We start from the raw sequence: 18,689 nt of genomic DNA, 5'->3' as shown, positions 1-18,689 counted from the left end.
AGCAAGCCGAAACACCGCCGCCGCTGCCCTGACGTCACCCGCAACCCAACCCGAGCCGTGCGATACACGACCCGCGGCGCAGCGGAATCCCGACGGCGAGGCACAAACCGAACCCAACACCACCGGTACGACAACTTCCCAACCACTCACCAACCCAGCGAACGTTAGCGGCCACCGCACTAGCCGGTGCCCCGACCAGGCCCGCACGTCCGGGCTCGACGTCGGAGACCCGCCTCGCGGGCGTCTCGTACCCTTGACCGGGTGACGAACCCACCCGCCACCATCCCGTTGACCCCCACCCGCCGCGCCGCCGGCCTGTTCGCCGGACTCGCGCTCGGCCTCGCCGTGCTCGCCGGCTGCAGCTCGCAGGGCGCCTCCACAGACTGCGGGCTGGACGCCTGCACGGTCACCTTCGAGCGGGGTGTCGACGCGAGCGCCAACATCCTGGGCGTCGAGGCCAAGCTGGTCGGCGCAGAGAACGACCAGGTGACCGTCGAGGTCGCCGGCGAGCAGCTCACCCTGACCACCGGACAGCAGGCCACCGAGGCCGGGGGCTTCGCGGTCACCCTGGACAGCGTCACCGACCAGCAGGTCAAGATTCGCGTTTCGCGCAACCCGGGCAACTGATCCGGCCGGGCGGCGGTGGCCGACGTTTGGGGATCTCCGGAATCGGAGATTGTGGCGCCATGTCACTTACCCGTAGCGCCGAAGCCACCGCCTCCCGTACGGCGGACAGCCGGTGGCTGGAACTCCTCGCCCGGGCCGGTTTCATCGGCTACGGCATCGTGCACCTGCTCTTCGCCTGGCTGGCGTTGCAGATCGCGTTCGGCACGTCGAGCGACGACGGCGACCAGTCCGGCGCGCTGCGCACGCTCTCCGCACAGCCGCTGGGCAAGGTCCTGGTCATCGCCACCGCGGTGGGCCTGCTCGCGATGGCGATCTGGCAGGCGCTGGAGGCGGCGGTCGGGCACCGCGCCGAGCGGGGCAGGGAACGCGTCGTTGAGCGGCTCGCCTCGACCGGTCGGGCCATCGTCTACCTCTACTTCGCCTGGACCGCGTTCAAGGTCTTCAAGGACGCCGAGTCGAACAGCGCCGACCAGCAGGAGGCGTTGACCGGCAAGCTGATGACCTCCAGTGGCGGTCGCTGGCTGGTCGGCCTGGCCGGGCTGGTGCTCGCCGCGATCGGTGTCGGCCTGGTGATCTACGGAGTCGTCAAGCGGTTCGAGAAGCACCTGAAGACCGGCGAGATGAGCCCGAGGACCCGCAAGCTGGCCCGCCGGCTGGGCATCGCCGGGTACGTCGCCAAGGGCACCGCGTACGGCATCGCCGGCCTGCTGGTGATCGTGGCCGCGGTGAACTACGACCCGGAGAAGGCCCGTGGCCTGGACGCCGCGCTGCACACGCTGCGCGAGCAGTCCTACGGCACCTTCCTGCTCAGCCTGGTCGCCCTCGGCATCGCCGCCTTCGGCGTCTACTGCTTCCTCCAGTCCCGGTACCGCAAGGTCTGAACTGGCCGATTCGGGAGACCGCAGGCACTATTGGGCTTTTGCCTGAAGCGCCGTCGCGCGCCCGGAGGGGAGCACCACACCCGTGCAGAGTTACCTCGGAACGGCCGTCGCCGCGCTCGCCGCAGCGGCGGCCGCCCTGCTGCTGGTCGAGGTCGTCCATCGGGCCATCCGGCGGTTCGGCCGCCGGTCGCTGCTGATGACCGAACTGACCGACCATTCCCACCGCCCCTTCCAGGTCGCGGCCACGGTGCTCGCCGTGCAGTTCGCCGTCCACCTCAGCACCGGGTACGCGGTCGGTGAGGGCTGGCGTCAACTGCTGCTGCACCTGCTCATCCTCGGCGTCATCGCCGCCACGGCCTGGCTGGTCGCCTCGCTGCTGGTGGTCGTGGAGGACACCGCGCTGGCCCGGTTCCGGGTCGACGTACCGGACAATCGGCACGCCCGGCGGGTACGGACCCAGGTGGTGATGCTGCGCCGGTTGACCATCGCGGTGATCGTCGTCCTGGCCATCGGCGTGATGCTGATGACGTTCCCGAGCGTGCGCGGCATCGGCGCCGGCGTGCTGACCTCCGCCGGTGTGGTCGGTGTGGTGGCAGCGCTGGCCGCCCAGAGCCTGCTCGGCAACGTCTTCGCCGGCCTGCAACTCGCCTTCAGCGACGCGGTCCGGCTGGACGACGTGGTGGTCGTCGAGGGGGAGTGGGGCCGGATCGAGGAGCTGACCCTCAGCTACGTGGTGGTGCAGATCTGGGACGACCGGCGACTGATCCTGCCCACCTCGTACTTCACCAGCAAGCCCTTCCAGAACTGGACCCGGACCGAGGCCGCAGTGCTCGGCACTGCCGAGTTCGACGTGGACTGGGCGGTGCCGGTGCAGGCCATGCGCGAGGAACTGCGCCGGCTGGTGGAGGGCACCGACCTGTGGGACGGGCGGGTCTGCGTGTTGCAGGTGACCGACGCCACCGGTGGGACGGTCCGGGTGCGCGCGCTGGTCAGCGCCGCCGACGCGGGCAGCCTGTGGGATCTGCGCTGCCTGGTTCGTGAACACCTGGTGGCCTGGATCCGGGACAACCGCCCTACCGCGATGCCCCGGATGCGCACCGAGTTGGGCGACGCCAGCAGCAACCTGCCCTGGCAGTGGGTGCAGCCACGGCGCCCGGCGCGCCGGGCCGGCGACACCGACGTACCCGACGACGCCCGCGTCTTCGGCGGCAGCGACGACGGCGCCGCCCGCAGCGAAGCCTTCGTCGGCCCCGAAGAAACCCCCGCCCCCCGCCCCTAACCCCTTGTCCGCGGTGATCATGAGGTTGTCGACGGCCGTGACGGCGTGTCGCGTCGCTAACTTCATGATCACCGGCCGGAGAGCCAGAGGGCCGGAGGGCCGGGGGCTGGGTGGGGGAGAGGTGGGGGTGGGGGTGGTCTGGTCCGGGAGGTTTGGTCGGGCTTAGGTGGGGGACCTGCTGCCGGACGTCTCTGCTGCGATCGGGGCCGGCCGGACGCCAGGTCGGCGGCGTGGCAACCGGACAACAGGAACGGCGACCGGGTCGGCGCGCTTTAGGATTGACGGGCGGCGACTCCGGGCATACAGCGCGGTGATGAGGAAAGGAGGACAGCATGGCTGACGTGGCGAAAGCCCGCACATCCCACAACGGGAGCGAGCCCTCCACCGCCGAATTGGTGCAGCGGGCCACCGAGCAGGTCTCCCGTCTGGTGCGGGACGAACTGGCGCTGGCCCGGGCGGAGTTGACCCAGAAGGGCAAGCACGCCGGCATCGGGATCGGCCTGTTCGGCGGCGGCGGAGCGCTGGCGTTCTTCGGCCTGGGCGCGCTGGTCGCCACGGCGATCCTGCTGCTCGACCTGGTGCTGCCCGCCTGGGCGGCCGCGCTGATCGTGGCGGTGGCTGCCTTCCTGCTGGCCGGCATCCTTGCCCTGGTGGGCAAGAAGCAGGTGAGCCGTGCGGTCCCGCCGGTTCCCGCGGCCACGGTCCGCAGCCTCCGGGCCGACATGGACACCGTCACCGCCGCGGTGAAGGACAGGGGACGGTCATGACGGGCAACGGGACCGGCGACACAGAGGCGCTCCGCGAGGAGATCCGTCGCACCCGGGTGGAGTTGGGCGAGACGATGGAGGCGTTGGCCGCCAAGGCCGACGTCAAGGCGCGCCTGAAGGAGTCCGCCGAGCAGGCGCGGGAGCGGCTCCGCGAGCAGGCGGCGCAGACCGTGGCCCGGGTCCGCGGGCAGGCCGTGCGCCGCGCCGAGGACGCGCGGGCGCAGGCACACGAAAAGGGCGAGCGGGTGCGCGCTCAGGCGCACGAAAAGGGCGAGTTGGTACGACGCAACCCGGTGCCGTGGGCGGCCATCGCCGCCGGTGCGGTGGCCACCGTGGTGGTGCTGATGATCGTGCGGGGGAGGCGTAGGTGAGCAAGGGCATCGGCAGGGCCGCGTACCGGCCGGTCGGCGTGGTGTTGGGTATCGCCGCCGGTGCGGCGGCGGGCGCGATCTTCCGGCAGGTCTGGAAGGTCACCGCGGGCGACGGTGAGGCGCCCGTCGCGACCGACGAGGATCGCGGCTGGGGCGAGATCCTGGCCGCCGCGGCGTTGCAGGGGGCCATCTTCGCGGTGGTCCGGGCCGCCGTGGACCGGGGCGGAGCGGTCGGCGTCCGCCGGATGACCGGCCGCTGGCCGGACTGACCAGCGCAGCGACTTCGGCCCCCTACCTGCATCGACGGGTAGGGGGCCTTTCGCACGGCATCGCACGCCGCCCAGCGATCTCAGGCATCCGTCAGGTCACATGTCGGAGAAATTCGTCGGAGAGGTCGTGACAGACTTTTTGGGTCCGTGATTTGCTGGTCCACGCTGCTGCGAGATGGCGTGGGTTGAGAGAAGTCTCCTTCGTGGGGGCCGCCTCAGGCGCCGCTGCTCGAAACGGCCAATCGGCCGTACGGCGTGCACGGCCACCAGTTTTTAGAAGGAGATACACATGGCGCAGGGAACCGTGAAGTGGTTCAACGCTGACAAGGGCTTCGGCTTCATCACCGTCGACGGCGGGGGTGCTGACGTGTTCGTCCACTTCTCGGCCATCCAGACCAGCGGCTACCGTTCGCTGGAGGAGAACCAGCGGGTGGAGTTCGAGATCGCTCAGGGTCAGAAGGGCCCGCAGGCTGAGCAGGTCCGTCCCCTCTGAGTAGTGTGGCCGGCCCCCGCCGGCCAGTGGGGACGATCCGGCCAGGGGTCGTTGTGTAGCCCCGTATTCCTTTCGGAATGCGGGGCTTTCCACGTGCCCCGGACCGGTCGGCCCGCTCCCGGCGCCACTGTGGACCGGGGGCGTCGCTGGTCAGCGTCGGCGGCGGGACCGCAGGCCGAGCCAGAGCACCACCAGCCCGGCCAGCGCCACGAGCGGGCCGATCACCACCCAGATCCGCTCGTCGGTCATCACGCTGCCGTTGACGTAGCCGAGGCCCTGCACCGTCCACACCGCACCGACCACGATCGCCAGCAGGCCGAGGGTGAGCGCAAGCCAACCCCTCATCGCGTCCCCTCTCCGCAGGGCCGGGCGGCGGGCCGCCCCGGGCTCCCAGCATTACCCGCCGGGCGGTGCGGCGCGAGCACCCCGGGTGCGCGGGTCACCACCGGTCGTGCACCTGTGGGCGGATCAGCTCGTCGTAGACCTCGCGCACCCCGGCCAGTTGGTCGGCCGAGAGCGGCGACAGGTCGGCCGCGGCCGCGTTGCGCCGGGCCTGATCGGCGTCGCGTGCGCCGGGGATGACCACGGTGACGCCGGCCTGGTCCAGCACCCAGCGCAGCGCGAACTGCGCCATCGTGCGGTCCGCGTCGACCAGCGGCGCCATTCGGCGTACGGTGGCCAACCCGCGCTCGAAGTCGACCCCGGAGAACGTCTCGCCGACGTCGAACGCCGCGCCGTGCCGGTTGAAGTTGCGGTGGTCGTCGGCCGGGAACTTGGTCTGCTCGTCGTACCGGCCGGAGAGCAGGCCGCTGGCCAGTGGCACCCGGGCGATGATGCCGACCCCGGCCGCCGCGGCGGCCGGCAGCACCCGCTCCAGCGGCTTGTGCCGCACCGCGTTGAGGATGATCTGGACGCTGGCCACCCCGGGCCGGGCGATCGCGGTGAGCGCCTGGTCGCAGGTCTCCACGCTGACCCCGTACCCGGCGATGGCCTTTTCGGCGACGAGGGTGTCCAGGGCGTCGAAGACCGCGTCGTCGGCGAAGACGGCGGTGGGCGGGCAGTGCAGCTGGACCAGGTCCAGGGTGTCCATCCCCAGGTTGGCCCGGGACCGGTCGGTCCACTGCCGGAAGTTGGCCAGGGTGTACGCCTCCGGACGCTGCTCGACCCGGCGGCCCATCTTGGTGGCCACGGTCAGCCCGGCGTCGGGACGGGAGCGCAGGAAGCGACCGATCAGCTGCTCGCTGCGGCCGTCGCCGTACACGTCGGCGGTGTCGAGGAAGGTGACCCCGGCGTCCACGGCGGCGGCCAGCACCGCCATCGCGTCGTCCTCGCTGACGGTGCCCCAGTCGGCGCCGAGCTGCCAGGCACCCAGGCCGACCACCCCGACGGTCCGGCCGAGCCGGTTGAAGCTGCGCTGTTCCATTCCCCGAGCCTAGTGATCGGGTTGCCGAGCTGCCAGGCGAGCCGTACGGTAAATAAGACGGACGTACGGTTTGGGAGGCGACGATGTGGGATCCGGCGACGTACCTGCGCTACGGCGACGAGCGGTCCCGGCCGTTCCACGACCTGGTCGCCCGGATCCCGGCCGAGCGGCCCCGGACGGTGGTCGACCTCGGCTGCGGCCCCGGCCACCTCACCGCCACCCTCGCCGAGCGCTGGCCGGCAAGCCGGGTGATCGGTCTCGACTCCTCGCCGGAGATGATCGACCGCGCCGCCGCCCTGGACGCCCCGGTCGACTTCGCCGTCGCCGACGTGCGGGACTGGCGGCCGGCCGGCGACGAGGACGTGGTGGTGACCAACGCCGTGCTCCAGTGGGTCCCCGGCCACCAGGAGCTGCTGCGGCGCTGGGCCACCGAGCTACCCGCCGGCGCCTGGCTCGCCATGCAGGTCCCGGGCAACTTCGCCGCCGGATCACACCGGGCGCTGCGCGAGGTCGCCGACCGGCCGGCCTGGCGCGCCGAGCTGGCCCCGCTGCTGCGCGCCGACCCGGTCGACGACCCGGCCGACTACGCGGCGCTGCTGACCGGTGCCGGCTGCGCGGTGGACGCCTGGGAGACTACCTACGTGCACCTGCTACCGGCCCGGCCCGACGCCGACCACCCGGTGCTGGCCTGGATGGAGGGCACCGCGCTGCGCCCGGTCCGGGCGGCCCTCGACGCCGCCGGCTGGTCCGCCTTCCGGGCCGAGCTGGGGGTACGCCTCGCCGCCGTCTACCCGCCGCGGCAGGGTCAGGTGTACTTCCCGTTCCGCCGCGTCTTCGTCGTTGCCCGTACCGGCGACCCTGCCGAGGAGAATCCGTGACCGACCTGTCCACCTTCATCGCCGGCCTGCCCAAGGTGGAGCTGCACGTACACCACGTCGGCTCCGCCTCCCCCCGGATCGTCGCCGAGCTGGCCGCCCGGCACGAGGGACGCACCCCGGTCCCGGCCGACCCGGCGGCGCTCGCCGACTACTTCGAGTTCCGCGACTTCGCGCACTTCATCGAGGTCTACCTGAGCGTCGTGGACCTCATCCGCGACCCGGAGGACGTCTGGATCCTCACCCACGAGGTGGCCCGGGAGCTGGCCCGCCAGCAGGTCCGGTACGCGGAGCTGACCATCACCCCGTACTCGCACGTGCGCCGGGGCATCCCCGCGCCGGCGTTCTGCGAGGCGATCGAGGACGCCCGCAAGCGCGCCTCGGTCGACTTCGGCCTCGACCTGCGCTGGTGCTTCGACATCCCGGGTGAAGCCGGCCTGCCGGCGGCCGAGGAGACGCTGCGCATCGCGCTGGAGGAGCGCCCGGAGGGGCTGATCAGCTTCGGCCTGGGCGGCCCGGAGATCGGCGTACCCCGGCCGCAGTTCCGGCCCTACTTCGACCGGGCCCGGGCGGCCGGGTTGCGCTCGGTGCCACACGCCGGGGAGACCACCGGCCCGCAGACGATCTGGGACGCGCTGAACGAGCTGGGCGCCGAGCGGATCGGGCACGGCATCTCCGCCGCGCAGGACCCGGAGCTGCTCGCGTACCTGGCCGAGCGGCAGATCGGGCTGGAGATCTGCCCGACGTCCAACGTGCGGACCCGGGCGGTGGCCAACCTCGACGAGCACCCGCTGCCGCAGCTGGTCGAAGCCGGGCTGCTGGTCACCATCAACTCCGACGACCCGCCGATGTTCGGCACCACCCTCAACGACGAGTACGCGGTGGCGGCCCGACTGCTCGGGGCGGGCCCGCAGGGGCTGGCAGGGCTGGCCCGCAACGCGGTGACCGCGTCCTTCCTGGACCCGGCCGGGAAGCAGCGGATCATCGCCGAGATCGACGCCCACCTCGCCACCGCCGCCGGCTGAGCCGGTCGGTGAGCAGGGCGCGCGGCGGGAGCTTGGGTGTGGGGGGACCTGACTCCCGCCGCGCGCGCGGCTCCACCGGCCGGTGGGTGCACACGGTGCGCCGGCCGGTGGAACTGGTGGGTTCGTGCCTCGATCCTGACAGCCCGCAGCCGTTGGACCACGGTCGTTAACCGCGATCTAAGGAAGACTTGCGCCGGCGCACAGTCGGCCCCGGACAGCCGGTTCGCGCCGGCCGGCCGGCGGCCCGGTCAGCTGTCGGTGGGGCGCTGCCGGGGCCAGCGACGGCCGGTCTTCTGGTCCCGGGCGTCCCGAGCCATCCGGCCGACCAGGCCGAACCGGCTGACCTGCCGGGGTGTGGCCTCCGGGTCGGCGAGCAGCATCACCACGCTGGCTCCGCCCAGCCGGGCCCGGTCGATGCTCACCGACCCGTTGGCCTGCAACGCCACCCGCTTGGCGATGTCCAGGCCGAGCCCGGTCGAGCCCTGGTCGCTGGTCCCCCGGCGCAGCGCCCGGTCCGGGTCGGCGATGCCGGGGCCGGCGTCGTCGATCCGGATCGCCACATAGCCGTCCCGGCGGGACACCGCCACCTCGAACGCCGTGCCTTGCGGGGTGTAGCGGAAGACGTTGCCGATCACCGCGTCCAGCGCGGCGGCCAACTCGGCGCGGGGCACCGGCGCCGGGATGCGCAGCTGCGCGCCGTTCACCCGTTGCGGCCGGTTCTGGTCGCCGGCCAACGCCGCCCAGAACACCATCCGGTCCCGGACGACCTCGCTGACGTCACACATCGCCGGCCCGGCCTCGTGCGCCACCGACTTGCGGGTGGTCTTGATCAGCACGTCGATCTCACCCTCCAGGGTGACGATCGCCTGGCGGATCCGCCGGATGCCGCGCCGCCGGTCCAGCTCCGCCTCGGAGAACGAACCCACGCTGGTGTCGTCGGACTCCAATGCCTCCGCGTCCAGCCGCAGCACGGTCAGCGGGGTGCGCAGCCGGTGCGACAGGTCGGCCACCAGCTCCCGCTCGTCGGTGCGGGCAGCGTCCAGCCGGTCGGCCATCCGGTTGAAGGCGTACCCGGCCTCAGCCAGCTCGCGGGGGCCGGTCGGCTCCACGCGTACCCCCAGGTCGCCGTCACCGATCGAGAGTGCGGCCTTCACCAGACCCCGGGTCGAGTCCACCGCGCGGGCGGCGACCCGGTCGACCACCAGCACCGCCGCAACGGCCATCGCCGCGCCGACCGCGAGCAGCAGCAGCCAGGTGCCGCGGGCGCCCTCGCCCAGCTCCGAGTCGGGCACGAACACCTCGACCACGGCGGTCCGGTCGCCGAGGACCACCGGGTCCAGTCGGACCACCCCGCCGTCGACGTCGACGTCCAGCGAGCGTCGGTCGGTACGCGCCCGGTCCAGGTCGGCGTCGCTGGCACGGCCGGCGGACTCGTCGAGCCCCAGCCCGTGCACGACCGGCCGGGTGGGTGCGCCCTCGGCGCTGGCCACCACGGCCCGCTCGACCACCGCCGGATCGGTGCTCACCGCCAGCGCCCCGGTCACCAGCGCGCTGCGCCGGGCCGCGTCGGCGATCGCCTCGTCCCGGGTCTGCTCGCGCAGGCTCAGCCCGAGCGGGATCAGGAAGGCGAGCGCGACGAGGCTGCACATGCCGGCCGTGAGCATGGCCAGCGCGGTCCTCAGTCCGGAGCCACCAACCGGAACCCGACCCCCCGCACGGTGCGCAGGTAGCGCGGCTTCGCCGCGGACTCGCCCATCTTTCGGCGGAGCCAGTACAGGTGAACGTCGATGGTCTGATCCTCGCCGACCGATGGCTGCCGCCATACCTCCTCCAAGAGCTCCCGGCGGGACACTACCCGCCCGGGTCGTGCGGCGAGATACGCCAGCAGGTCGAATTCCTTGCGGGTCAGCGCCAGCGGCTCCCCGTCGAGCAGCGCGCTGCGCTCGCCGACGTCCACCCGCAGCCCACTGACGGTGTGTACCGCGGGCTGCACGGTCCGGCTGGCCCGCCCGGCGCGGCGCAGCACGGTGGTGATCCGGGCGTCCAGGTGCGCGCCGGTGAACGGCTTGACCATGTAGTCGTCGGCGCCGGCGCGCAGCAGCTTGACCACCGACTGCTCGTCGTCCCGGGCGGTGGCGATGATGATCGGGACGTCGGTGATGCCGCGCAGCATCCGCAGCGCGTCCGAGCCGTCCAGGTCGGGCAGGCCGAGGTCCAGCACCACCAGGTCGGGTGTCTCCGCGGCGACCCGGCGCAGGGCGTCCAGTGCGGTGCCCACGGCGTGCACGGCGTGCCCCCGGTCTGCGAGGGAACGGAGCATCGCGCCGCGTACGACGTGATCATCTTCGACCAGGAGCACGGAGGCCACCCCAAGACCGTACTTGGCGTGGCAAGTTGATCGCGTTGCCACGTACCTGGCAAGGGGGCAAGCTGGTACGACGATGTCCTTCACTCTGTTCGCCGACGCCCGCCTGGCGCTCGCCCGGGACAGCCTCGCCGGCCTCTCGACCGGCGACGCGCTCGGCGCGCAGTACTTCCTGCCGGGGTCGCAACCGGCGGATCTCGCCGCCGGCCCCTTGCCGCCGGCGCCCTGGGAGTGGACCGACGACACCGAGATGGCGTGCTCGGTCCTCGCCGAGCTGGCCGAGTCCGGCGGCATCGACCGGGACCGACTGGCGCTGGCGTTCGCCGAGCGCTGCGCGACACGGCGGGGCTACGGCTCGGGCGCGATGCTGATCCTGCGGCTGATCCGCACCGGCACCCCGTGGCCGGTGGCCGCCGCGTCCGCCTTCGACGGCCAGGGCTCCTGCGGCAACGGGGCGGCGATGCGGGTCGGCCCGCTGGGCGCGTACTTCGCCGACTCGACCACCCGCGCCGCCGCGCAGGCCCGCGCCTCGGCCGAGGTGACCCACGCGCACCCGGAGGGGATCGCTGGTGCGGTCGCGGTGGCGGTCGCCGCCGCGCTGGCCGCGCGGGCCCGCCTCGACGGGCACCGACCGGCCCCGGAGCGGCTGCTCGCCGGGATCGCCGCCCAGATCGACTCGGGCACCGAGGTGCACCGGAGTGTGAATCGGGCGGCTGGGCTGCTCGGCCGCCCACTGCCCCGGGTCGTCGCGGCGCTCGGCAACGGCTCCCGGGTCACCGCCCAGGACACCGTCGGGTTCACGCTCTGGGTGGCCGCCACCCACCTGGACGACTACCCGACGGCGATCCGGGTCTGCGTGCAGGCCGGCGGGGATGTGGACACCACATCCGCCATCGTCGGGGCGGTGGTGGCCGCGTACACCGGCGTCGGAACGCCCGGCGGGGTGCCCGAGCCGTGGCTGGCCGCTCGCGAGCCGCTACCCACCTGGGCGCCCTGACACTCAGCCGAGCGGCTCCGGACGCGGTGGCGGGTCAGCCGGCGCGGACCGGGGTGCCGGCCGTGGCGGGCTCCGCGCCGGCGGGTGCTGTGGCATCGGGCGCCGTCGTGGCGGGCTCGGTGTCGGCGGGTGCTGCGGCATCGGGCCCCGCCGTACCCGGTGCCGCCTGCGTCGGGTCGGCCGGTGCGGCCGTGTCGTCTGCTCCGCCGGTCACCTCGGCCAGCGCCGCGCGCTCGGCCGGGTCGCGCCGGCGCCACCGGCTGACCAGCCAGCCGATCGCCGCGCCGCCGCCCAGCCCGGCCAGCAGCCCGGCGGCCAGCATCCCGTCGGCGCTGCCCGACTCCTCGCCCGCGCCGTCCGCCGCCGGCTCCGCGTCGACGCCGGGGTTGGCCCCCGCGCCGGCCGCCGGGGCGCCGTGCCCGCCGTGCCCGACGGGGCCGGCCGCGCCGGCCGCCGCTGGCAGCAGGGTGAGCACCGGGGCCCGGTGGGCGCCGCTGGCGTCCGCCCAGCGGACCACCGTGCCGTCGGCGTACGTCTGGACCACCTCGAAGGTGAGCCGCTCGGCCTGCGGCAGCGGACCCATGGACAGCGCGAGCCGGGCCGGGCCGGGCTCGCCCTTGCCGACCCGGATCCAGGTCACCCCGGTGGTCACCGTGCTCACCCCGGTGGAGTGGATGCCGGCCACCGGCTCGTCCAGGGTGCGGGAGCTGATCCGGGGAGCCCAGCCGGTCACCGACATCGGGTAGACCTCGGCCACCGGCGCGTCGGCCGGCAACCGGACCTCGATCTGGCGGGTCGTGGTGCCGGCGCGCTCCTCCGGCACGGTGAACTCCAGCCGCACCGCGTCGCCCGGCCGGGCCTCGGTCGGAGTGGTCGTCACGTCCGCCGCGTGCGCCGTGCCGGGCCATCCGAGCAGCAGCCCGGCGGCGGTCAGCGCGGTCACCGCCGCGATCCGCTGCCGACGGCCACCGCCGTGCGTGCTCGCCATCTCGTGCCCCCATCCGTGTCGACGCGACCGGCACCGGTTCCGGCCACACCTCCTAGTTCGGCTCCGAGCGCCAAAAGGTTCAACGCCTGCGGCAGCGGAAGGGGGCTTCGGCTACCGCAGGCGTTAAGAAGGTGCCCTTCCTTGGCCCGGGTGGGTGGACCGATAACATCGGCAGGGGCCGAGGATCGGCACCGTTTCGTACCACTTGGAGGAGTCACCGTGTCCGCACCCCGTACCCCCGCCGTGGCCGACCCCGTCGTCGTCGCCGCCGGGACCACGGCGGCCGACGCGGTGGCCGCGGCCGGACTGCCCGCGAACGGCCCCAAGGCGATCGTCGTGGTCCGCGACCCGGAGGGTCGACTGCGCGACCTGGACTGGTCGCCGGCCGAGGAGACCGTCGTCGAGCCGGTCAGCCTGGATTCGCCCGACGGGCTCACCGTGCTGCGCCACTCCACCGCGCACGTGCTCGCCCAGGCCGTGCAGGACATCTTCCCCGAGGCCAAACTGGGCATCGGGCCGCCGATCGAGAACGGCTTCTACTACGACTTCGACGTCGACAAGCCGTTCCAGCCCGACGACCTCGGCAAGGTCGAGAAGCGGATGCAGGAGATCGTCAAGTCCGGGCAGCGGTTCCGCCGCCGCCGCTTCGGCAGCCTGGACGAGGCCCGCGCCGAGTTGGCCGACGAGCCCTTCAAGCTGGAGTTGATCGAGGTCAAGGGCGAGGGCCTGGACACCGACGAGGTGATGGAGGTCGGCGGCGGCGAGCTGACGATCTACGACAACCTCGACGCCAAGGAGGACAAGGTCTGCTGGTCGGACCTGTGCCGGGGCCCGCACCTGCCGAACACCCGGCTGATCGGCGCGTTCAAGCTGATGCGCTCCGCCGCCGCGTACTGGCGCGGGTCGGAGAAGAACCCGCAGCTCCAGCGGGTGTACGGCACCGCGTGGCCGACCCGCGACGAGCTGAAGGCGTACCTGAAGCTGCTGGAGGAGGCCGCCCGGCGCGACCACCGCAAGCTCGGTGCCGACCTGGACCTGTTCAGCTTCCCCGACGAGATCGGCTCCGGCCTGGCGGTCTTCCACCCCAAGGGCGGCATCATCCGCCGGGAGATGGAGCACTACTCGCGGCGGCGGCACGAGGAGGCGGGGTACGAGTTCGTCAACACCCCGCACATCACCAAGGCGCAGCTCTTCCACACCTCCGGGCACCTGCCGTACTACGCGGACACGATGTTCCCGCCCATGCAGCTGGAGGGCGCGGACTACTACCTCAAGGCGATGAACTGCCCGATGCACAACCTGATCTTCAGGTCGCGCGGGCGGTCGTACCGGGAGCTGCCGCTGCGGCTGTTCGAGTTCGGCACGGTCTACCGGTACGAGAAGTCCGGCGTCGTGCACGGCCTGACCCGGGTCCGGGGCCTGACCCAGGACGACTCGCACATCTACTGCACCCGCGAGCAGATGGCCGGCGAGCTGTCCACGCTGCTCAGCTTCGTGCTGGATCTGCTGCGCGACTACGGGCTGGACGACTTCTACCTGGAGCTGTCCACCCGGGATGACTCGCCCAAGTTCATCGGCAGCGACGAGGACTGGGCGGAGGCGACCGAGGCGCTGCGCAGCACCGCCGCCACCTCCGGCCTGGAGCTGGTGCCCGACCCGGGCGGTGCGGCGTTCTACGGTCCGAAGATCTCGGTGCAGGCCCGGGACGCGATCGGCCGGACCTGGCAGATGTCCACCATCCAGGTCGACCTCAACCAGCCGGAGCGGTTCGAGCTGGAGTACCAGGCCGCCGACGGAACCCGGCAGCGACCCGTCATGATCCACCGGGCGCTGTTCGGCTCGATCGAGCGGTTCTTCGGGGTGCTGACCGAGCACTATGCGGGGGCGTTCCCGGCCTGGCTGGCCCCGGTGCAGGTGGTCGGCATCCCGATCCGCGAGGACCACACCGACTACCTGCACGGCTTCGTCGCGGCGCTGCGGGCCGAGGGGATCCGGGCGCAGGTCGACGCGGGTGACGACCGGATGCAGAAGAAGATCCGTACCGCCCAGCAGCAGAAGATCCCGTTCATGGTGATCGCCGGCGACGATGACGTGGCCGCCGGCACGGTCTCCTTCCGTTACCGCGACGGCTCCCAGCGCAACGGGGTGCCGATCGCCGAGGCGGTGTCGCACGTCCTCGACGTGGTGACGTCCCGTACGAACATCGGCCCCTCCGCCGCCGCGGAGTAGCGGGCCGGTCGCGATCGCCCATGATCGCGCTCGAACACGGAAGTAGTGGCCTCCCCGACGCGGGGAGGCCACTACTTCATGGATCGAGCACGATCATGGGCGGACGCCCAGGTGTCAGATGCCGCAGTTCGGCGCCGACCAGCCGCCGACCGCCGCCACGTGGGTGTGGTCGTTGTGGTCCGGGTAGCCGGGGCCGAGGATCTGCCCGAAGCCGTGGTAGCGGGCCTGCTGGGCCAGCCGGCAGAACGACGGGGACCCGACCAGGTCCACCCCGTCGCCATACAGGTGCCGGCTGTTCGACGCCCCGCCGACCGCGCTGTTGCAGGCATAGCTGCGGAAGCTGCTGCTGATCGCGATGGACACGTCCCCGAGGGCGTGCCGCAGGGCCTGGAGCTTCCACATCGAGACGAGCGCGTTGAACCGCGCGGTGCTCGCCGAGACCGCGCCGCCGGCCCAGGTGCTGTTGCATTTGTTCAGCTCGGCATAGCTGAAGTTGACCGGGGTGCAGTCGTCATCCTGGAGTGCGTACAGCCGGTTGAAGGTCTGCGGGCCGGCGACGCCGTCCGCGCTCAGCCCGTACGCCTGCTGGAAGCGGATCACCGCGGACCGGGTGGCCGGACCGTACGAGCCGTCGAGGGTGAGCACGGCGCCGTAGCCGGGGTAGCCGGCGACCCGGATCTGGAGTTGCCGGACGTCCTCGCCGGTCATCCCCTGGGACAGGGCGCGACCCCAGGTGTAGCAGCCGTCGGCGTGCGCCGGGCCGGCGGAGACGGTGATGCCGGCCACTGTGGTGGCGGCGGTCAGCGCAAGTGCCGCGAGGAACCTGCCGAGCCGTCGGATCATGAAACCCTCCATCAGTACATGGAAGTATCTGGATGCATGGAATCTTCAGATCTAGGTCTCGATCCGTCAATAACTTCCAGCAATGGAGTTTCCCAGCGGCGGGTGTCGCAGCCGTCCCGGGCGGCTCCGTAGGATCGGCTCGTGACAGGGGCGGAACGGCACACGGACATCGGCGGCATGGCGGACGGCCTGGAGCGGCTCTGGACGCCGCACCGGATGACCTACATCTCCGGCGAGGACCGCCCGGCCGAGGGCTACGAGAAGCCCACCGGCTGCCCGTTCTGCCGGGGCCCCGGGCTGCCGCCCGAGGAGAGCCTCGTGGTGGCCCGCGGCGAGCACGTGTTCGCGGTGCTCAACCTCTACCCGTACAACCCGGGGCACCTGCTGGTCTGCCCGTACCGGCACGTCGCCGACTACACCGAGCTCGACGTCGCGGAGACCATCGAGCTGGCGTCGTACACCCAGACCGCGATGCGGGTGATCCGCAAGGTGAGCAACGCGCACGGCTTCAACCTGGGGATGAACCAGGGCGGGGTGGCCGGCGCCGGCATCGCCGCGCACCTGCACCAGCACGTCGTGCCGCGCTGGGGCGGCGACGCCAACTTCATGCCGGTGATCGGCCGGACCAAGGTCCTGCCGCAACTGCTCGGCGACACCCGCGACCTGATCGCCCGCGCCTGGCCGTCCTGACCCGCCGGGCCGCCACGCGGCCTGCGCCCCGGCGCGGTCAGCCGGCGCGCAGCACGGCGGTCAGCTCCGGCCAGCTCTGCACCCGGTGTACGCCGGGCAGCAGCGCGGCGTGCGCGGCCACCTCCACCGGGCGGGGTCGGAACAGGTAGCGGTGCGGCACCGAGTCGAGGTAGCCGAGCACCTCCAGCTTGTCGTCCACGAAGTGGGTCAGCCCGAGCCGCCGGGCGATCGGCGCCTTGGCCGGCCGGGTCCGGCAGAAGTGCACCCGCTCGACGGGGATGCCGGTGCGGGCCGGGAAATCGTGGTGGGCCAGCCACTCCCGGGTCCGCCGCTCGGTGGACTCGCCGCACTTGGAGACCAGGTGCACCTCGTCGAACGCCGGACCGAGCGCGCCGAGCGCGTCGAAAGCCCCGTCGACGCTGGGGGTACGCAGGTAGTGCTCGCCGAAGAAGGACGTGTCGGCGTCCTCGTCGGCCGGCTCGATGATCACGCCGCCGATGTCCACACCCAACCGCCGCATGGGGCCGATCATGCCGCACCGCAGCGGACGCCGCGCCCCGGCGTCCCCGGCTCGGGAAGTGCTACGCCCCGCGCTGGTGGAGGTGGCACGATCGTTCGATGGCAGTCACGACACGGACGTTGGGGCGCAGCGGCATCGAGGTCAGCGCCCTCGGCATGGGGTGCTGGGCGATCGGCGGCCCCTGGGCGGAGGGCACCCAGCCGCTGGGCTGGGGCGCGGTCGACGACGACGAGTCGGCCCGAGCGGTACGCCGGGCGCTCGACCTGGGCGTCACCCTCTTCGACACCGCCGACACCTACGGCGCCGGGCACGGGGAGCGGGTGCTCGGCCGGGCGCTCGCCGGCCGACGCGACGAGGCCGTGATCGCCACCAAATGGGGCTACACCTTCGACGAGGCGAGCCGGCAGGCAACCGGGGAGGACGCGTCGCCGGCATACCTGCGGCGGGCGGTGACCGACTCGCTGCGCCGGCTGGGCACCGACCGGATCGACCTCTACCAACTGCACCTGGCCGACCTGCCGGTGCCCCGGGCGGAAGCCCTGATCGGCACCTGCGAGGACCTGGTGACCGAAGGCCTCATCCGGGCGTACGGGTGGAGCACCGACCGCCCCGACCGGGCCACCGCGTTCGGGCACGCCGCCGCCGGTGCCACCGCCGTGCAGCACACCCTGTCGGTGCTGCGCGACGCCCCCGAACTGCTCGCCGTCTGCGACAAGTACGACCTGGCCAGCGTCAACCGGGGCCCGCTGGGGATGGGGCTGCTCACCGGCAAGTACTCGGCCGCCTCGACGCTGCCCCGCGACGACGTACGCGGGCTGACCCCGGGCTGGCTGGAGTGGTTCCGCGGTGGCCGGCCGGCACCGGAGTGGCTGCGCCGGGTCGGGGCGGTCCGCGCCGCGCTCACCGCCGACGGGCGCACCCTGACGCAGGGGGCGCTGGGCTGGATCTGGGCCCGCAGTGGGCGCACCATTCCGATCCCCGGCTGCCGTACCGTCGCCCAGGTCGAGGAGAACGCCGCCGCGCTGCACCTGGGTCTACTGCCGCCGGACCAGTTCGCCGAGGTGGAGCGCCAGTTGGCCGCCCTACGTACCGCCGCCCTCCGGGACGCCGACCGCCCCCACTGGCCCCGCCCCACCCACCCCACCACGCACCCCTGACCCGGGCACCCGCCCCCCGTCGCCGGTGCTGTCCGCTGTCGACTCGTCCTACCGACCCCACAATGCACCTTTGACCCGGGCATGCGCTCGCACTGGTGCTGGTGCTGGTGCTGGTGCTGGTGCTGGTGCTGGTGCTGTTCGCTGTCGGCTCGTCCTACTGACCCCACCACGGACCCTTGACCCGGGCATGCGCTCGCACTGTTGCCCGTGCTGTTCGCTGTCGAGCTGCCCCAGATCTGGGGCAGCGCCTCCGTCAGGGTCTCTGTGCGCGCCGGGAGCTCTGCCCCGAAGTCCGGGGTGGTGCTTCCGTCAGGGTCTCCGTGCGCGTAGGCAGCTCTGCCCCAAATCTGGGGCAGCTCGACAGGGCCAAAGCATGGTGAAGCCCACCCGCCCCTGCCGGCCGCTCCACCCAATCATGGAGTTGCGGTGGGCGGGGCGGGGCGGGCGCGGGGTTGTTGGCAGTTTCCGATTCTGTGATCAGGCATGCGAATATGTGAGTGTTAGTGTCGGTCTCGTGAAGCTTGCTGAGTGGGCGCGCCGCAACGGGGTGCACCCACAGACCGCGTACCGATGGTTCCGCGAGGGAACCTTGCCGGTGCCCGCTCGGCGTCTTCCGTCGGGAACGATCATGGTGGACGTTGTCAGTGTCGACGCCCAGGGCCAGGTGGTTGTCTATGCCCGGGTGTCGTCGGTCGATCAGCGAGCCGACCTTGACCGGCAGGTTGCCCGGGTGGCCGCCTGGGTCACCGGGCGGAACATGGTCGTCTCCAGCGTGGTGGCCGAGGTCGGCTCCGTCTTGAACGGCCGAGGTAAGAAGTTCCTCGGGCTGCTGCGCGACCCGTCCGTGACGACGATCGTGGTCGAGCACCGGGACCGGTTCGCCCGGTTCG

At 72.5% G+C, this 18,689-nt stretch carries 21 protein-coding genes; 14 read left to right on the top strand and 7 right to left on the bottom strand.

Annotated elements, in window-relative coordinates:
- Nucleotides 1–261 precede the first annotated feature (261 nt).
- The 7 genes from ABZV00_RS36670 to ABZV00_RS36640 all read left to right on the top strand — a co-directional run bounded on the left by ABZV00_RS36670 (nucleotide 262) and on the right by ABZV00_RS36640 (nucleotide 4,687).
- Entirely contained in the window at nucleotides 262–627 is a 366-nt protein-coding gene (locus tag ABZV00_RS36670; protein WP_328425890.1) for a hypothetical protein, read from the top strand.
- Between the two features lie 59 nt (nucleotides 628–686).
- Nucleotides 687–1,508: a DUF1206 domain-containing protein gene (locus tag ABZV00_RS36665; protein ID WP_355614906.1), complete on the top strand. Its 822-nt coding sequence runs from the start codon at nucleotides 687–689 to the stop codon at nucleotides 1,506–1,508.
- An 82-nt stretch (nucleotides 1,509–1,590) separates the two neighbouring features.
- Entirely contained in the window at nucleotides 1,591–2,787 is a 1,197-nt protein-coding gene (locus tag ABZV00_RS36660) for a mechanosensitive ion channel domain-containing protein (protein ID WP_355614903.1), read from the top strand.
- 332 nt (nucleotides 2,788–3,119) lie between these two features.
- A complete protein-coding gene (locus ABZV00_RS36655; RefSeq protein ID WP_355614900.1) occupies nucleotides 3,120–3,554 on the top strand; it encodes a phage holin family protein in 435 nt (144 codons plus the stop codon).
- Nucleotides 3,551–3,925, top strand: a complete 375-nt coding sequence (locus ABZV00_RS36650) for a DUF3618 domain-containing protein (protein WP_355614897.1) — start codon at nucleotides 3,551–3,553, stop codon at nucleotides 3,923–3,925. The genes ABZV00_RS36655 and ABZV00_RS36650 overlap by 4 nt, the downstream gene beginning before the upstream one ends.
- Nucleotides 3,922–4,194 (top strand): DUF4235 domain-containing protein, encoded by a 273-nt coding sequence (locus ABZV00_RS36645; RefSeq protein ID WP_355614894.1) that lies wholly within the window; start codon nucleotides 3,922–3,924, stop codon nucleotides 4,192–4,194. The genes ABZV00_RS36650 and ABZV00_RS36645 overlap by 4 nt, the downstream gene beginning before the upstream one ends.
- Nucleotides 4,195–4,483: 289 nt before the next feature.
- Nucleotides 4,484–4,687 carry a cold-shock protein gene (locus ABZV00_RS36640; RefSeq protein ID WP_007458127.1) on the top strand — a complete coding sequence of 68 codons (204 nt, stop codon included), beginning with the start codon at nucleotides 4,484–4,486 and terminating at the stop codon, nucleotides 4,685–4,687.
- Between the two features lie 150 nt (nucleotides 4,688–4,837).
- Here ABZV00_RS36640 and ABZV00_RS36635 read toward each other — a convergent pair whose 3' ends face one another.
- Together ABZV00_RS36635 and ABZV00_RS36630 are read right to left on the bottom strand one after the other, a co-directional pair.
- Entirely contained in the window at nucleotides 4,838–5,032 is a 195-nt protein-coding gene (locus tag ABZV00_RS36635; RefSeq protein ID WP_328425905.1) for a hypothetical protein, read from the bottom strand.
- A gap of 94 nt (nucleotides 5,033–5,126) precedes the next feature.
- Complete coding sequence (locus tag ABZV00_RS36630) at nucleotides 5,127–6,110, bottom strand: aldo/keto reductase (protein ID WP_355614889.1); 984 nt, start codon at nucleotides 6,108–6,110, stop codon at nucleotides 5,127–5,129.
- An 83-nt stretch (nucleotides 6,111–6,193) separates the two neighbouring features.
- On the opposite strand from ABZV00_RS36630, the gene ABZV00_RS36625 reads away from it, so the two are divergent.
- Nucleotides 6,194–6,988, top strand: coding sequence for a trans-aconitate 2-methyltransferase (locus tag ABZV00_RS36625; protein ID WP_355614886.1), 795 nt, complete (start codon nucleotides 6,194–6,196; stop codon nucleotides 6,986–6,988).
- Entirely contained in the window at nucleotides 6,985–8,010 is a 1,026-nt protein-coding gene (locus ABZV00_RS36620) for an adenosine deaminase (protein ID WP_355614883.1), read from the top strand. The genes ABZV00_RS36625 and ABZV00_RS36620 overlap by 4 nt, the downstream gene beginning before the upstream one ends.
- Before the next feature lie 248 nt (nucleotides 8,011–8,258).
- Here the strand turns inward: ABZV00_RS36620 and ABZV00_RS36615 are convergent, their stop codons facing one another.
- Both ABZV00_RS36615 and ABZV00_RS36610 read right to left on the bottom strand, forming a co-directional pair.
- Nucleotides 8,259–9,674 (bottom strand): HAMP domain-containing sensor histidine kinase, encoded by a 1,416-nt coding sequence (locus tag ABZV00_RS36615; RefSeq protein ID WP_355614880.1) that lies wholly within the window; start codon nucleotides 9,672–9,674, stop codon nucleotides 8,259–8,261.
- Nucleotides 9,675–9,688: 14 nt separating this feature from the next.
- A complete protein-coding gene (locus ABZV00_RS36610; RefSeq protein WP_328425914.1) occupies nucleotides 9,689–10,378 on the bottom strand; it encodes a response regulator transcription factor in 690 nt (229 codons plus the stop codon).
- Nucleotides 10,379–10,451: 73 nt separating this feature from the next.
- Here ABZV00_RS36610 and ABZV00_RS36605 point away from each other — a divergent pair, with 73 nt between their 5' ends.
- Nucleotides 10,452–11,372: an ADP-ribosylglycohydrolase family protein gene (locus ABZV00_RS36605; RefSeq protein WP_328425916.1), complete on the top strand. Its 921-nt coding sequence runs from the start codon at nucleotides 10,452–10,454 to the stop codon at nucleotides 11,370–11,372.
- Nucleotides 11,373–11,406: 34 nt separating this feature from the next.
- Here ABZV00_RS36605 and ABZV00_RS36600 read toward each other — a convergent pair whose 3' ends face one another.
- On the bottom strand, nucleotides 11,407–12,360 hold the full coding sequence (locus ABZV00_RS36600; RefSeq protein WP_355614876.1) for a DUF1775 domain-containing protein: 954 nt from the start codon (nucleotides 12,358–12,360) through the stop codon (nucleotides 11,407–11,409).
- A 219-nt stretch (nucleotides 12,361–12,579) separates the two neighbouring features.
- On the opposite strand from ABZV00_RS36600, the gene thrS reads away from it, so the two are divergent.
- Entirely contained in the window at nucleotides 12,580–14,589 is a 2,010-nt protein-coding gene (gene thrS / locus ABZV00_RS36595; protein ID WP_328425920.1) for a threonine--tRNA ligase, read from the top strand.
- Nucleotides 14,590–14,703: 114 nt separating this feature from the next.
- Here the strand turns inward: thrS and ABZV00_RS36590 are convergent, their stop codons facing one another.
- Entirely contained in the window at nucleotides 14,704–15,432 is a 729-nt protein-coding gene (locus ABZV00_RS36590) for a D-Ala-D-Ala carboxypeptidase family metallohydrolase (protein ID WP_355614873.1), read from the bottom strand.
- Nucleotides 15,433–15,609: 177 nt separating this feature from the next.
- Between ABZV00_RS36590 and ABZV00_RS36585 the strand changes: the two genes are divergently transcribed.
- The gene (locus ABZV00_RS36585; RefSeq protein WP_355614909.1) at nucleotides 15,610–16,122 is read left to right on the top strand and encodes an HIT domain-containing protein; all 513 of its coding nucleotides are present in this window, start codon (nucleotides 15,610–15,612) and stop codon (nucleotides 16,120–16,122) included.
- Between the two features lie 37 nt (nucleotides 16,123–16,159).
- On the opposite strand, the gene ABZV00_RS36580 is transcribed toward ABZV00_RS36585, so the two are convergent.
- A complete protein-coding gene (locus ABZV00_RS36580) occupies nucleotides 16,160–16,642 on the bottom strand; it encodes a hypothetical protein (RefSeq protein WP_355614870.1) in 483 nt (160 codons plus the stop codon).
- Nucleotides 16,643–16,740: 98 nt separating this feature from the next.
- On the opposite strand from ABZV00_RS36580, the gene ABZV00_RS36575 reads away from it, so the two are divergent.
- Together ABZV00_RS36575 and ABZV00_RS36570 are read left to right on the top strand one after the other, a co-directional pair.
- Complete coding sequence (locus ABZV00_RS36575; RefSeq protein WP_355614868.1) at nucleotides 16,741–17,799, top strand: aldo/keto reductase; 1,059 nt, start codon at nucleotides 16,741–16,743, stop codon at nucleotides 17,797–17,799.
- 514 nt (nucleotides 17,800–18,313) lie between these two features.
- The coding region (locus tag ABZV00_RS36570) for an IS607 family transposase (protein WP_355614866.1) at nucleotides 18,314–18,689 on the top strand (376 nt) is incomplete at its 3' end.

Origin of the sequence: Micromonospora sp. NPDC005173, assembly GCF_040608515.1 — a bacterium.
In the GTDB taxonomy this organism is placed as follows: Bacteria; Actinomycetota; Actinomycetes; order Mycobacteriales; family Micromonosporaceae; genus Micromonospora.
The sequence above is the reverse complement of the archived record's forward strand: the minus strand, read 5'-3'. Positions and strand labels throughout refer to the sequence as shown.